Below are 13,630 nucleotides of genomic sequence, written 5' to 3' on the forward strand. Positions count from 1 at the left end.
TCCAGTGTAGGTGCCGAGATCACCGCCCCGCCGCCTTGATCAGGTCCGCGCACTTCTCCCCCATCGCCATGATGGTGATATTCGGGTTCACGGCGGGCAGTTTCGGCATGGCGGAGGCGTCCACGACGCGGAGGTTGCGCACACCCTTGACCCGTAATTCCGGATCCAGCACCGCCATCGGATCATCCGGTGCGCCCATCCTGGCGGTGGCCGCCGGGTGATAGACGGTGTTGTGCGTGCGGTGCATGTAGTCGATGAGGTCGGCGACGGTGACGGCCTCGGGACCGGGTGCGAGTTCGCGGGCCACCCAGTCGCGCAGCGGGGATTGTTCGGCTATGCGCCGCGCCAATCTGATGCCGTGCAACATGACTCGCTCATCGTGGCCATCCGGATCGCTGAAGTAGCGCGGGTCCACGCGGGGCTTATCGCGGAAGTCGCGGGACCACAGGCGCACCGTGCCGCGCGAAAGTCCCTGCGTCACATTGGGTGTGAGGCAGAAGCCGTTCTCGGTGGTCGGATAGCCCCAGCGCACGGTGTTCATATCGAAAGGCACACTGCCGTAATGCATCATGAGGTCGGGCTGGCTCAGCCCGTCCGCGGTGGTGGCGAACAGGCCGATCTCCCACCATTGCGTGGAGCTGGTGACCATGGGCCGTGACGCCTCCCAGAACACCAGACCCTCGACGTGATCATCGAGGTTGGAGCCGACGCCGGGCGCATCGGTCCGGACTCGAATTCCCATATCCCGCAAGTGATCCGCGGGTCCGATGCCCGACAGCATGAGCAGTTTGGGGGTGTCGATGGCCCCGGTGCTGATGATCACCTCGCGCCGCGCCCGCACGGTGTCGAAGCCGGTCAGATCCGGTCGGCGGTACCGCGCGCCGATCGCGGAATCGGTGTCGTCGAAAAGGATTTCGCTGACCCAGCACCCGGTCCGCACCTCCAGATTCCGCCGCTGCCCGATAATCGGGTGCAAATATGCGTGCGAGGACGACATGCGGTTGTTGTCGCCATCGGCATTGATCTGGAACCAGCCCGCGCCATTGCGGACGGTGGAGCCCCGATTGAATTGCACCGTGGGCAATCCCACCCGCGCGGCCGCCTCCAGCACGGCGTAGCCGCACGGATCCTTGGGCGGAATATCCAGCAGCCGCACCGGTCCAGCGCGCCCGTGCTGTGCACCGGGCGCGTCATTGTTCTCCAGCTTGGTGACGTACGGCAGCACTCCCTCCGCACCCCAGCCTGCCGCGCCGAGAGCCTCCCACTCATCGAGGCCCTCGGCGGGCGGCCAGAACGCGATACACGAGTTGTGCGAGGAGCATCCGCCCAGCACCTTGGCGCGGGCATGCCGCAGGAAGCTGTTGCCGGTCTGCTGCGGTTCCACCGGATAGTCCCAGTCGTAACCGGATTCGAGCAGCAGCATCCAGTCGGTCAGCCGCCGGATCTTGTCATCGCCGATATCGGAGGGCCCGGCCTCGACCAAACACACCGTGACCGAAGGGTCTTCGCTGAGCCGCGCGGCGACCACGCATCCGGCGGAACCGCCGCCGACGATGACGTAGTCGAAGGTATCGGTCATGACGCCACCTCGGCAGCGGGCGCGGCGTGTGAGGCGAGCACACCGATGACGCGAATTCCCCTGAGCGCGTACCAGATCAGGCCCGCACCCAGAATCGCGCCGATGTAGATGAACGCGCCCCAGGTGTTGTACCAGGGCCCGCCGTAGACGGCCTCGCGCGGCCAGGCCAGGTTGATCGCCATGCCCAGACCCCACAGCACCGCAACGATATTCACGAACATCCCCCAGCGGCCCATGCTGAAGTAGCCGTTCTCGGCGAGGTCGTTCGGCGGCCAATTGCCCTTGAACCGCTGCCACAGCATCGGCCCGGTGACCATGAGATACGCCAGGTAGATCATGATGACCGCGATCGACGTCAGCACCGTGAACACCTGCGGCTGACCGATATTCACCACCAGGATGAGCGCCGACAGCACGCCGATGATCACCGCCGGGACGACCGGCGCGGAATGCTTGACGCTGAGTTTGGCCAGCCGCTCGGAGAACGGCAGCGCGTTATCGCGAGCCATGGCGAAGGTCAGCCGAATCCCGGCGGTGTGCACCGCCAGCGAGCACACGATCACCGCGATCACGATGCACACCAGGAACACTCGCCCGAGCCAGCCCGTCATGACCTGCTGCACTATGTATTGCAATCCGCCGTCGGTGGTCCCGAGCTTCTCATCGGACAGGTTCGGCGCGGCCATGACCGCGAAGACCAGGATCGCGCCGCCGATGACGAAGGAGGCCAGCAGCGCGCGCAGAATCGCCTTGGGCGCGGTGCGCCGCGGCTCCACCGTCTCCTCGCCGAGTGAGCTCGCGGTGTCGAAGCCATACATGACATAGCCCGAGGCCAGCGAGGCGATCAGGAAGGCGCTCAGATACCCGCCGCTCTGCCCCGCGCCATAACCGTTGGCGGAGAAGAACACACTCGGACCGCGCGTCACGTGCAGTCCCAGAATAATCGCGATCAGCACCGCGGCGATGAGTTCGATGAATACCCCGGTGCTGTTGATCCGCGCCATCAGCTTCACGCCGAACGCGTTGACCACGGTGGTGAAGACGATCAGCACGGTGCCGAGCACGACCGCGTTGGTGGCGTAATCGTGCTCGCCGGTCCCGTCCCCGATGATCTGGAATCCGCTCCATAATCGGGGCAGATTCAACTGCAACGCCAGCACCACCGCCGACAGTGTGACAATCGACGCGGTCAGCATGAGCCAGCCCGCGGACCAGCCGACCAGCCTGCTGCCCAGCTTCTTCGACCAGTTGTAGACCGATCCGGCCACGGGATATTTCGCCGACAGTTCCATGAAGCACAGCGCCACCGCCAACTGCCCCAGGAATACCAGCGGCCACGACCACAGATATGCGGGACCGGCTGTGCTGTAACCGAAATAGAAGAGCTGGAAGGTGCCGGTCAGAATGGAGATGTAACTGACGCCCGCGGCGAAACTGGAGAATTTGCCGATGCTCCGGCTCAGGGATTCCCGATAGCCGAATTCTTCCATGCCGTGGTCGCTCGGTGCTGCGGAGGGAGTGGGGGGACGGGTGGTCGTCATGACGGCCCAACTTTCGAGAAAAGCAGCGGAACATATTCAGTTGTCGGCGGCGAACCATCCACCCACCGCGGGTGCGGTGTTGTGCCAGATGTGTTTGGTTTCCTGGTATTCGGCCAGGCCACTGGGGCCGAGCTCGCGGCCGGTGCCGGAACGGCCGAAGCCGCCCCATTCGGCCGCGGGGGTGTAGTAGCCGAAGTCGTTGAGCCACACCGTGCCGTGGCGCAGGGCGCGGACCATGCGTTCGCCGAGCGCGGTATCGGCAGTGCGCACGCCCGCGGCCAGTCCGTAGGCGGTGTCATTGCCCAGTGCCAGCGCCTCGGCCTCGGTGCTGAAGCGTTCCACGGTGAGGATGGGACCGAAGGTCTCCTCCTGCACCAGGCGCATCCAGCGGCGGCAATCGTCGAAAATGGTTGGCGGGTAGTAGCTTCCATCGGCGAGCGTGGGGTCCGCCGGGCGTTCGCCACCGGTGATCAGCGTCGCGCCCTCCGCGATGCCCAGGGCCACATAGGCTTCCACCTTTGCGCGATGCTGCTCGGACACGAGCGGACCGGTCTCGCTGGCGGGGTCCAGGCCCGGGCCGATGCGAATGCGCTCGGCCCGGCACGCCAATTCGGCGACGAAGCGATCGGCGATGGACTCGTGCACGATCAAACGCGTTCCGGCCGAACAGACTTGGCCCGAGTGCAGGAATACCCCGGTCAGCACGGCATCCACGGCACTGTCGAAGTCGGCGTCCGGGAAGATGATGTGCGGGTTCTTACCGCCGAGTTCCAGCGCCACCCGGGTGATGTGGGCGGCGGCGGTGCGGGCGATGGTCGCCCCGGTCTGCGCGCCTCCGGTGAAGGAGATCAGGTCCACGTCGGGGGTGTCGGTGAGCGCGGAACCGACTGTCGCACCGCTGCTTTGGATGAGGTTCACCACGCCCGGCGGCACCCCGGCCCGGTCGATCACATGGACGAGCGCGATGGTGCTCAGCGGTGTGACCTCGCTCGGCTTGGCCACCATGGTGCATCCGGCCGCCAGTGCGGGTGCGATCTTCCACGACATCTGGAGCAGCGGATAGTTCCACGGCGCGATGAGCGCGCACACTCCCACCGGTTCACGCACCACGCGGCTGATGACCGCCGGATTCCCGGTATCAATGAGCCGATCCGCCTGGGTACTGGCCAAATTCGCGTAGTACCGGAAGACCGCGATCACATCGTCGATATCGATATAGCTCTCGCGCAGGGTCTTACCGGTATCGAGGGTTTCGATGCGCGCGATCCGATCGCGCTCGGCTTCGAGCAGTTCGGCAATGCGCAGCAGATAGCCGACCCGCTCCGCCAGCGGGGTCTGTGGCCAGCCGCCGGTATCGAAGGCCGCTCGTGCGGCGGCCACGGCGGTGACGGCGTCCGCGCGATCGGCCTCGTCGATGGTGACGATCACCGAACCGTCGGCCGGATTGACTATGTCCCGGGTGCCGCCGCCCGCGGCGTGCACCCATTTGCCGTCGATATACAGATTCGGCGCACTACAGAGCTCTTCGCCTAACATGATTCGCCGATCTTCTTGCGGGTCCACTCGTGGAATTCGGCAATGTGATGTTCGGCCGGCACCAGTACGCCGCCCTTGCGATAGGCGCGCGAGGACATGGCGGGCTGGGTGCGCTCGCACGCGGCGAAGTCCTGTTCGTTCACCCTGTGGAACAGTTCCACGGAATGGTCGAGCACACCCCCGGATTCGATGACATCGGGTGCGTACAGCCAATCGCATTCCACAATGGTGCGATCGTGCGCCATCGGGTACATGCGGTGGAAAATCACATGGTCGGGCACCAGATTCACGAAAACGGTCGGCCGAATGGTGATGGCGTAGTACTTGCGATCCTGTTCGGGAGCCAGGCCGGGTAGCGGATCGAATCCGGCGCGGCCGTCGACGGTGAATCCATCGATGCGATCCCCGAATTCGGCTCCGTGGCCGACGTAGTACTGGGCCGCGAAACCGCCCGCGAACTCCGGCAGCACCTCCACCAGTTCCGGGTGGATGGTGGCGCAGTGGTAGCACTCCATGAAGTTCTCGACGATGAGTTTCCAATTCGCCGCCACGTCGTAGACCACGCGTTTGCCGACGGCCAGTTCGGCCATGTCGTAGTGATCGATGGCAGCCGGATCGCCGAGGCGGGCGGTGGCCGCGCCCATCACCTCGGTCTCGAACGACGGCGGATCATCTGCGAGGCAGACCCAGGCGTAGCCGAGCCATTCCCGCAGGGCGACCGGAATCAGACCGTAGGCGACCCGATCGATCGGAGCTCCCGAATCATCCTGGAGCGAACCGAGATTCGGTGCGGCGATCAATTTCCCGTCCAGGCCGTACGTCCACGCGTGATACGGGCAGCGCAGATTGCGCCGCACCTGACCTTCGGATTCGGTGCAGATCATCGCGCCGCGGTGCCGGCAGATATTGAGGAAGGCGCGCAGTTCGCCATCGTGGCCGCGCACCACCAGAACGCTCTCCCGGCCGACCTGCACCCGCCGGAACGCGCCCGGGTCGGCCAGATCGGCGGAGCGGGCCGCGCAGAACCACATCTGTTCGAAGATGTGCTCCTGTTCGGCGGTGAAAACGGCCGGGTCGCAGTAGTACTCACCGCCGAGGGTGGGGATGAGATCCGAGGTCACAGGGTCACCAGCCTTTGCGGGGCGAACAGGTCGATGGGGTGCCGGGTGCCGCCGGTCATGGCGAGCTCGGCCAGGATCTCGCCGACCACGGGCACGAATTTGAAACCGTGCCCGGAGAATCCGCAGGCCACGGTGACGGCGGTATGCGCCGGATGCCTGGCTATGACGAAATGCTGATCGGCGGTGTTGGCGTACATGCAGGTGGCGGCGTGCAGCAGGCGTCCGGCCAGGGCGGGCAGCAATTCGGTTACCCGGCTGCGCATTTCGGTGACCTCTCGCGCGTGCACCTCCCGATCGATGGTGTCCGGGGTGCACACGATGCCCTTGCGGAAGAACGCGGTTTTGACGCCGCCGTCCGTGCCGTCGATGGCGGGGAAGCCGTATATCTGTGCGCCCGCGTCGTTTTCGGCGATGTAGATGGGATCGCGTTCGAATTTGGCCGCGCCGATCACCGGCTCCAGCCAGTACATGACCTGGCGTTCGATCTCGATGCCGACGCCCAGGTCCGCCAGTAGTTTCGGAGCCCAGGCACCGGGGCAGATCACCAGTTGCCCGGCGGTGTGGACGCCCGTGGCGGTGGTGACGGTGACTCCGCCGCCGGACTCCTTCCAGTCCTGCACCTGTTCACCGAAGCGCAGTGTCGCGCCCGCCCGTGCGGCGAGTTCGAGGTGTGCGCCGACGGTCAGCTCCGGTCGCGCGAAGCCCGCCTGTTCCTCGTACAACCCGATGAAATGCGGTTCTGGCGCGAAATTCGGGAAGGCTTTGCGGATTTCGGCGGCATCCATCACCTCGTGCGGTAGCGACCAGGCCCGGGAGGCGCGCAGGCTGCCCGCGACCGTGAGACTCTCCGGCGGGCCGACGTACAGACCGCCGGTGAGGCGGTACACCTCATCACCGGAATCACGGGCCAGCTGCTCCCATAACTCGTAGGAGCGCAACAGGAGTGGAACATACGCCGGATCCTCGAAATAGGACTGGCGAATGATGCGGGAGCCGCCGTGACTGGAGCCCCGATTGTGCGCGGGCGTGAATCGCTCCAACCCGAGTACCCGGTACCCCTGTGCGGCAAGGTGATACGCGGCGGCACTGCCCATACCGCCCAGGCCGATGACGATGACATCGTAGGTGTCGGACATGTGCTACCTCCGGATCAGCGACATCTCGGGATCGACCACCGGCTCGGCATGCACCCGCGCGGTGAATGTCTGCGTCAGATAGTCGATCTGAACCTGGGCACCGGGCTCGACGGCGGTGGGCAACCAGGCGTACGCGATACAGCGGCCGATGGTCGCGGAATAGCCCGCGCTGGTGATGTAGCCCGCGACGACGCCGTCGATCGTGACCGGCTCCTTACCGAGTACCACCGCGTGCGGATCGTCCAGGACCACCGAACGCAGCGTCTTCTGCGGCGGGACAGCCGATTCCAATGCGGCCTTACCGATGAACGACGCCTTGCTGTGCCGCACGGCGAAGCCGACTCCGGCCGCCTCGGGCGTGTGCTCGGCGGTCATATCGGTGCCCCAGGAGCGATAGCCCTTCTCCAGCCGCAGACTGTTGAAGGCGATGCGCCCGGCCGTGATCACCCGGTGTTCGGCACCGGCGTCCCACAGCAGATCCCACAGTGCCGCACCGTGTTCGGCCGTCGTATAGATCTCCCAGCCGAGCTCGCCGACGTACGAGACGCGCATCATGGTGACCGGGATACTGCCCAGATGGGTGCGTAGCGCTCGGAAGTAGCCGAAACCCTTGTGCGAGAGGTCATCCGCGCACAGCGGCTGCACCATATCGCGTGCCTTCGGACCCCAGACGCCGAGACAGCAGGTGCCGCCGGTGATATCGCGGACGGTGACACTGCCGTCGCCGGGGAGATGCCTGGTGAACCAGTCGAAATCCAGCGGGCCGTTCGCGCCGACCTGGAACAGCTGATCACTCAATCGGGCCACGGTGAGATCGCTGCGAATACCGCCGTTGTAGTCCAGGAGCAGGGTGTACGTCACCGCGCCGGGCTTCTTGCCGACATCGTTGGTGGTCAACTGCTGTAGGAACGCCGCCGCGCCGGATCCGCTCACCTCGTAGCGGGTCAGCGGGGTCATGTCGTACATGGCGACATGCGTTCGCGTCCAGCGTGCTTCGGCTATCGAGATGGGTGAATAGAAGCTGCCGGACCATTCGTCGCGCACCGGGAAGTCCACGCCCTGGGCCGCGAGTTCGGCCGTCAGATGCGCATTGGCGTCGAACCAGGCCGGGCGCTCCCACAGACCGCCCTCGAAGAAGTACGCGCCCAGCGCCTTTTGGCGCGAGTAGAACGGGCTGGTGCGCAATCCCCTTGGCGCACTGCGGTATTGATGCGGGTGGATGATGTCGTAGACCTCGACGAACGCCTGCATGCTGGTGCGCCGAATGAAATCCGGGCTGTGCGCGGCGTCCTCGAAGCGGTACAGATCGCATTCGTGCAGATCGATTTCCGGTGTGCCGGTGACGATCCACTCCGCCACCGCCCTGGCGACACCGGCCGAATGCGTCACCCATACGGCCTCGGCGACCCACAGCCCGGCCATATCGCGATGTTCGCCCAGGATGGGGAAGCCGTCGGGGGTGAAGGAGAAGATGCCGTCGAAGCCCTCGGCCAGCTCGATCGCACCCAGGGCGGGTAACAGCCGCTGGCTCTCCCGCCAGGCCGGTTCGAACTCCTCCGGGGTGAACGGCAGCATGGAAGGCATGGACTCGGATGCGGTGTCTTGCAACAGCGTTCGCATATCCACAGGCCTGGGGTCGTGACCGTAGTAGCCGATACCGATGCGGTCGCCGTAGGTGCGGTAGTACAGGTCGGCGTCCTGATGCCGGAGCATGGGCAGGCGTTCACCGCCATCGAGGGCGGGCACCGGACCGGTCTTGGCGAACTGGTGCGCCATGGGGACCAGCGGCACCGTCAGGCCCACCGCGCGACCCAGTTCCGCACCCCAGAATCCGGCGGCGCAGATCACCACATCGGCGGGGAACTCCTGACCGTCGGCGGTGCGCACGCCGGTGACGCGGCCGTCACCGCGCAGGATTTCCACCACCTCGCAGTAGGCCAGGAATCGTGCGCCCCGCGCGATGGCGCGCCGGGCCTGCGCCTCGGCGGCGGTCAGCGCGAGCGCCAAACCATCTGTGGGCGTGTGATATCCGCCGAGAATGCGATCGGGATCGAGTAGCGGATGCAGTTTGGCGCATTCCTGCGGATCCAGCAGCCGGGATTCGATGCCCCAGGATTTCGCCCAGCCGTGGCGGCGGTGCAGATCGGTCCAGCGATGCGGGGTGGTGGCGACCTCCAGACCGCCGACGGGGTCGAACGCCTCCAGCTCGGTGAATTTCTGCACGGTGTACCGGGCCAGTTCCGCCATGGTCTTGGAACCGTTGGTCTGGAACACCAAACCCGGTGCGTGCGAAGTGGATCCGCCGGTGCGGAAAAGCGGTCCGCGATCGGTGACGGTGACATCTGTCCAGCCGAGCCGGGTGATTTCGTCCGCCAGCGCCGTGCCCACGATTCCCGCACCGATGATGACGACTCGCGGCTGCATCACCGAGCCTCCAAAGTGTTGCGTATTGCGCACCAAGTGCCGTAATACGCAACTATGCTCCGCCCGCCGGATCGGCCTGTCAACCGGAATGGCGAAATACGTATTCCCTTTGTTTCCCGGGTGTTTCGGCTGCTGTTGACGGGTCCGGCGGGAGCGGCCACACTGTTGCACATAGCGCGACATAACGCGTCATTCGCAACAGACCTCGTTCCGGGAGGGCCCATGCCCGCATCGATCCCATCGCTCACCCTGCTGGCCGGACGCCTGAGCGCGTTACCGGTGGGCGAGGTGCTCACCGTGAATCACCCTGGCCTGCCGCCCATTTCGATCTTCCACACCGAACACGGGCTCTTCGCCATCGACGACACCTGCACCCACCAGGACGCCTCCCTCGCCGACGGCTGGGTGCAGGACTGCACCGTCGAATGCCCCCTGCACGAATCCTGTTTCGACCTGCGCACCGGCGCTGCCTCCGGCCCGCCCGCCAAACGCGCTGTGCGCACGCACAGGGTCGAGGTCCGCGGCGACGACATCATCCTCACCCCGACCACCGACTCATGACCCCCTCGATCGCCATCGTCGGCGCATCCCTGGCCGGACTCTCCGCCCTACGCGCCCTCCGTGCCCGCGGCTTCCCAGGCCCCATCACCCTCATAGGCGACGAACCCCACCTCCCCTACGAGCGCCCCGCCCTCTCCAAACAATTCCTGCACACCGGCCAACCCACCGCCCTCCTCGAAGAACATTCCGAGACAGCGCAATTGGATGCGCAATGGCTGCTGGGACACCGAGCGACCGGGTTCACACCCGGCGCACGCATCGCTGTTCCACGGGATAACGGCCATCCCACTGCTCGCGAATCGCGGCATTCGATCAAACTCAAGGACGGGCGAACCGTCGTGGCCGATATCGTCATTCTCGCGACCGGTGCGCGGCCGCGCCGCCTGCCGGGTGTGCCGGACGCGCATTACCTTCGCGATCTGGACGATGCACATCGGTTGCGGATATTGCTCTCTGGCGCAAAGAATCTCGGCATCGTAGGTGCGGGATTCATCGGGGCGGAGGTGGCGTCCGCCGCGCGGGGGCTCGGCGTGGAGGTCACTCTGATCGATACCTCCGCCGTGCCGGGTAGCGGCGCGCTCGGTGAGACCGTTGCCTCGGCATGTGCGGCCTTGCACGCACGAAATGGTGTGCGGCTGCTGACAAGCGCTCGGATCGAAGCCGTGCGACCGGACGCGATTCACCTCGTCGGCGGTACGCGGGTGGCAGCGGATGCCGTACTGGTCGGCATCGGCTCATTGCCGAACACCGAGTGGGCGAGTTCCGGAAATCCCCTATTGCACAGCCCGAATGGGTTCCCAGTCGATGATCTGGGGCGCACCGCGATTCCGGGCGTCTATGCCATCGGTGACTGCGCGCGGGTCACCGATCCGGTCACCTCCGGCCATACCCGCAGCGAACACTGGCACGCGGCTATCACGCAGGCGAACACCGTCGCAGCCGCGATCACAGGCACAGCGCCACCGCCGCGAACCGCGCCGTACTTCTGGTCCCACCAATACGGCAAGTTGCTGCAACTCGCGGGCGACCCCACCGCTGCCACCGGCCTGCGAGTGATAGACGGCGCGCTCAACGGCGAATCCTTCACCGTGCTCTACGAACTCGATGACATTCCGGTTGCCGTCTGCGCCCTCGACAATCCGCGCCTGTTCACCCGCCACCGCAAACACCTCGACCGAGCGTTGGCCGTCGCTCATTGACCTGCGCCACATCGACTTTCGAGCACCGCTGCGGCCTAGTTCCGGGTCCAAGACTGTTCACGTGTCAATCAGCCCGTCATCCCGGCGCGTTTTTGGCCGGGATCCACACCTGCGCATGCGCTGCCGGTGGTGGATCCCGGCCACAAGCATGCCGGGATGACGAAGGGGATTCCCGCGCGATGTTTCCGGACGCGGCACCAGGGCGATCCGACCTGTTCGCGATCGGATGTCACGCCCACCGACCGTCGGACCGAGCGGCGGCGACTTCCGCGAGACCTGGGGCGCGCATGCGACCGGCTTCGGTCAGCGCTGTCACGATCTCGATATTGCGGCGCGACCACGGGCTGCGCCGGCGCCTGCGCGAATAGCGTTGCAGGAATGAATGTTCGTCGAGGGCGCGCCGGTGGCTGTCGATCCAGCCGTAGCAGAGTCCGATCTCGGCGGCCTGCTCGATGCTGATCAATCCGGTGGAGCCCTTCTTGCCGATGCGCAGCCACGCGTCATCCGCGTCGGCATGGTGTGCGGCCAGCCAGGATTCCCACTGGGCGGGGTTCTCGAACTCGTACACGGTTACCTCCTCGATCGGCGTCGAGGACCATATTCCGCCGTAAAGTGCTCACCGAATGAGCACTTTATCGAGATCGATTACGCGACGACCAAAGTCGCCTTCATACCGGGGTGATACTTGCAGTAGAAGTCGTAGGTGCCCGGTGCGGTCGGCGCGGTGAACGTGACCGTCTGCTTCCCCTGCACCTCGGTGTCGAACGCGCCCCCGGTCGCGGTGACCGTGTGCTCATCGGTGTCGTCATTGCGCACGGTGATCGTCGCGCCCGCCTTCACACTGGCCGGGGGCATGAACATGTGCGCGGAGATGGTGACCTGATCGGCGACCGTATCGCTCGGCGTACTCGAACTCGAACAGCCCGAGGCGATCAAAACCGTTGCGGCAGCCGCGCACACGGCTCCGATGATCCGGCGGCGGGCGGGGGTAGGGGTGGACATGGCGTCCTCCTTCGAGGAATTCCTATCCCCTGTTCACGCGATACGGACCCGCGCGGTTCACCCGGCCGATCAGATATCAGGCTCTTCGATCACATGCAGGCGGGAATCGGCGTCGCCGTCGACCGCGGGCCACGGCAGCGGAGAGGCGATCGGATCCGCGATGCCGAGCACATCGGCCGCGGGCCTGGTCGCGATGGGAATCGCCAGCGAGATCGCGCCCATCGCCGTCGCCGAGCCATCGCGCGCCGGACGCATCGGCCGCGCCGGCTCCTCGGCGAACTGGTCCGCGATGCGAATGATGCGCCGCTGCAATTCGATCAATTCGATCAGATCGCGATTGACGGGCAGCCCGGAATCCGACGCCGACGCCACCGCGCGCACCGCTTCCTCGTGCGCTGCGAATATGGCTTCTCGAAGTCGCGCCGACACCCCTGCTTCCCGCCCGGACGTCCGCTGTACCCGAGGGCCCCCCTCACCGGTAGTCACCTCTCAACAGTACCGCGCGCCCACCCCTGCATCGGGGAACCGCAATCCCATACTCGCGGCGTCCATTTCGTCCTGTTCAAATTCCCATGGCGTCGCGGAGCACCCCGATGCCCGCGGTGAGCGCCGCACCACCGGCCGAAATACTCACCGCCGGTTGACTGCTCAGCAGTACGACGGCATAGCGCAGATCGCGCCCGACCAGTCCGGTGGTATTCAGCACCAGCGATGAGCCGTACCACATCCAGCCCTGTTTCACCGCCCAGTCGCAGCCGCGCATGGCATCCGGAATGCCGAAATACTGGTCGACGCCATCGGCGGCGATCTCGGCGGCCTGCCCCATGGCGTCCAGGATCAGCGACCGCGCGGGCGCGGGGGCCTCATTCACCAGATACCGGTAGATGGCCATGACATCCCTTGCGGTGGTGCGGGTTTCGCCCCACTGCCCGGTATCCGACGCCGCCGCGGTGGCGGTCAGGCCGATCCGCTCGGACATGCGCGTGATGATCTCCGCACCACCGCCCGCACCCCACAGCCGACTCGCGATGGCATCGTCGCTGGCCGACAGCATGCGCTGCACGGAAGCCGAATCCTGTTGTCCGGCACCGTCTCCCAGCGTGTCCAGGGCGATCAGCAGTTTCACCACCGAGGCGGTGTAGAACTGCTTGTCATCGTTCACCCCGGCGAGCAGCGCACCGGTCTCGGTGTCCACGACCTCGATACCGGTCTCCGCGCGGGCCGACACAGCCTGCACCGCGGCCTGCATCCGCTGCGCCAGCGCGCTCGGCGGGATCGTGATGGTGGCCGCCGGTTTGGCATGCGACGGATCCGGCGGCAGGGCCGCCGGGCGAGCCGAGGCCACCGGCACGGTCAAAATCGATGAAATCCCCATCGTGGCAACCGCAATGGCGGCGCGGACCGCGAAACCCATGACTCTCCCTCACAACGAACCAGCCGGTCGAGCCGAAGAGCCCTCGTCTCAACCAACCCACGAACTACACGGATCGTACTAATTCCGCATTAATTCGCCAGTTGTACAGCTGGATTC

General features: G+C 65.7%; 12 protein-coding genes. 2 read left to right on the top strand and 10 right to left on the bottom strand.

Annotation, left to right across the window (positions count from 1 at the left end; all coding sequences use genetic code 11):
* Positions 1 to 19: 19 nt before the first annotated feature.
* The 6 genes from ACFC0O_RS44935 to ACFC0O_RS44960 are packed head-to-tail and all read right to left on the bottom strand — an operon-like array spanning position 20 to position 9,337.
* Positions 20 to 1,579, bottom strand: a complete 1,560-nt coding sequence (locus tag ACFC0O_RS44935; RefSeq protein ID WP_375968421.1) for a GMC family oxidoreductase — start codon at positions 1,577 to 1,579, stop codon at positions 20 to 22.
* Positions 1,576 to 3,120 (bottom strand): APC family permease, encoded by a 1,545-nt coding sequence (locus ACFC0O_RS44940; RefSeq protein ID WP_375968422.1) that lies wholly within the window; start codon positions 3,118 to 3,120, stop codon positions 1,576 to 1,578. The genes ACFC0O_RS44935 and ACFC0O_RS44940 overlap by 4 nt, the downstream gene beginning before the upstream one ends.
* A 36-nt stretch (positions 3,121 to 3,156) precedes the next feature.
* Positions 3,157 to 4,656 carry an aldehyde dehydrogenase family protein gene (locus ACFC0O_RS44945; RefSeq protein ID WP_375968423.1) on the bottom strand — a complete coding sequence of 500 codons (1,500 nt, stop codon included), beginning with the start codon at positions 4,654 to 4,656 and terminating at the stop codon, positions 3,157 to 3,159.
* Positions 4,650 to 5,777, bottom strand: a complete 1,128-nt coding sequence (locus ACFC0O_RS44950) for an aromatic ring-hydroxylating dioxygenase subunit alpha (protein WP_375968424.1) — start codon at positions 5,775 to 5,777, stop codon at positions 4,650 to 4,652. Before ACFC0O_RS44950 ends, ACFC0O_RS44945 begins: the two co-directional genes overlap by 7 nt.
* Positions 5,774 to 6,913: an N-methyl-L-tryptophan oxidase gene (solA, locus tag ACFC0O_RS44955; RefSeq protein WP_375968425.1), complete on the bottom strand. Its 1,140-nt coding sequence runs from the start codon at positions 6,911 to 6,913 to the stop codon at positions 5,774 to 5,776. The genes ACFC0O_RS44950 and solA overlap by 4 nt, the downstream gene beginning before the upstream one ends.
* 3 nt (positions 6,914 to 6,916) lie before the next feature.
* Positions 6,917 to 9,337, bottom strand: a complete 2,421-nt coding sequence (locus ACFC0O_RS44960) for an FAD-dependent oxidoreductase (RefSeq protein ID WP_375968616.1) — start codon at positions 9,335 to 9,337, stop codon at positions 6,917 to 6,919.
* Between the two features lie 222 nt (positions 9,338 to 9,559).
* Between ACFC0O_RS44960 and ACFC0O_RS44965 the strand changes: the two genes are divergently transcribed.
* Together ACFC0O_RS44965 and ACFC0O_RS44970 are read left to right on the top strand one after the other, a co-directional pair.
* Positions 9,560 to 9,898, top strand: coding sequence for a bifunctional 3-phenylpropionate/cinnamic acid dioxygenase ferredoxin subunit (locus ACFC0O_RS44965; protein ID WP_375968426.1), 339 nt, complete (start codon positions 9,560 to 9,562; stop codon positions 9,896 to 9,898).
* Positions 9,895 to 11,097: an NAD(P)/FAD-dependent oxidoreductase gene (locus tag ACFC0O_RS44970; protein ID WP_375968427.1), complete on the top strand. Its 1,203-nt coding sequence runs from the start codon at positions 9,895 to 9,897 to the stop codon at positions 11,095 to 11,097. Before ACFC0O_RS44965 ends, ACFC0O_RS44970 begins: the two co-directional genes overlap by 4 nt.
* A 229-nt stretch (positions 11,098 to 11,326) precedes the next feature.
* Here ACFC0O_RS44970 and ACFC0O_RS44975 read toward each other — a convergent pair whose 3' ends face one another.
* The 4 genes from ACFC0O_RS44975 to ACFC0O_RS44990 form a co-directional block, all read right to left on the bottom strand.
* A complete protein-coding gene (locus ACFC0O_RS44975) occupies positions 11,327 to 11,665 on the bottom strand; it encodes a YdeI family protein (protein WP_375968428.1) in 339 nt (112 codons plus the stop codon).
* Between the two features lie 77 nt (positions 11,666 to 11,742).
* On the bottom strand, positions 11,743 to 12,099 hold the full coding sequence (locus ACFC0O_RS44980; RefSeq protein ID WP_375968429.1) for a cupredoxin domain-containing protein: 357 nt from the start codon (positions 12,097 to 12,099) through the stop codon (positions 11,743 to 11,745).
* A 69-nt stretch (positions 12,100 to 12,168) separates the two neighbouring features.
* The gene (locus ACFC0O_RS44985; RefSeq protein ID WP_375968430.1) at positions 12,169 to 12,528 is read right to left on the bottom strand and encodes a hypothetical protein; all 360 of its coding nucleotides are present in this window, start codon (positions 12,526 to 12,528) and stop codon (positions 12,169 to 12,171) included.
* Positions 12,529 to 12,661: 133 nt separating this feature from the next.
* A complete protein-coding gene (locus ACFC0O_RS44990) occupies positions 12,662 to 13,513 on the bottom strand; it encodes a hypothetical protein (RefSeq protein ID WP_375968431.1) in 852 nt (283 codons plus the stop codon).
* Positions 13,514 to 13,630 lie beyond the last annotated feature (117 nt).

This window comes from Nocardia sp. NPDC056100, assembly GCF_042266325.1.
In the GTDB taxonomy this organism is placed as follows: Bacteria; Actinomycetota; Actinomycetes; order Mycobacteriales; family Mycobacteriaceae; genus Nocardia.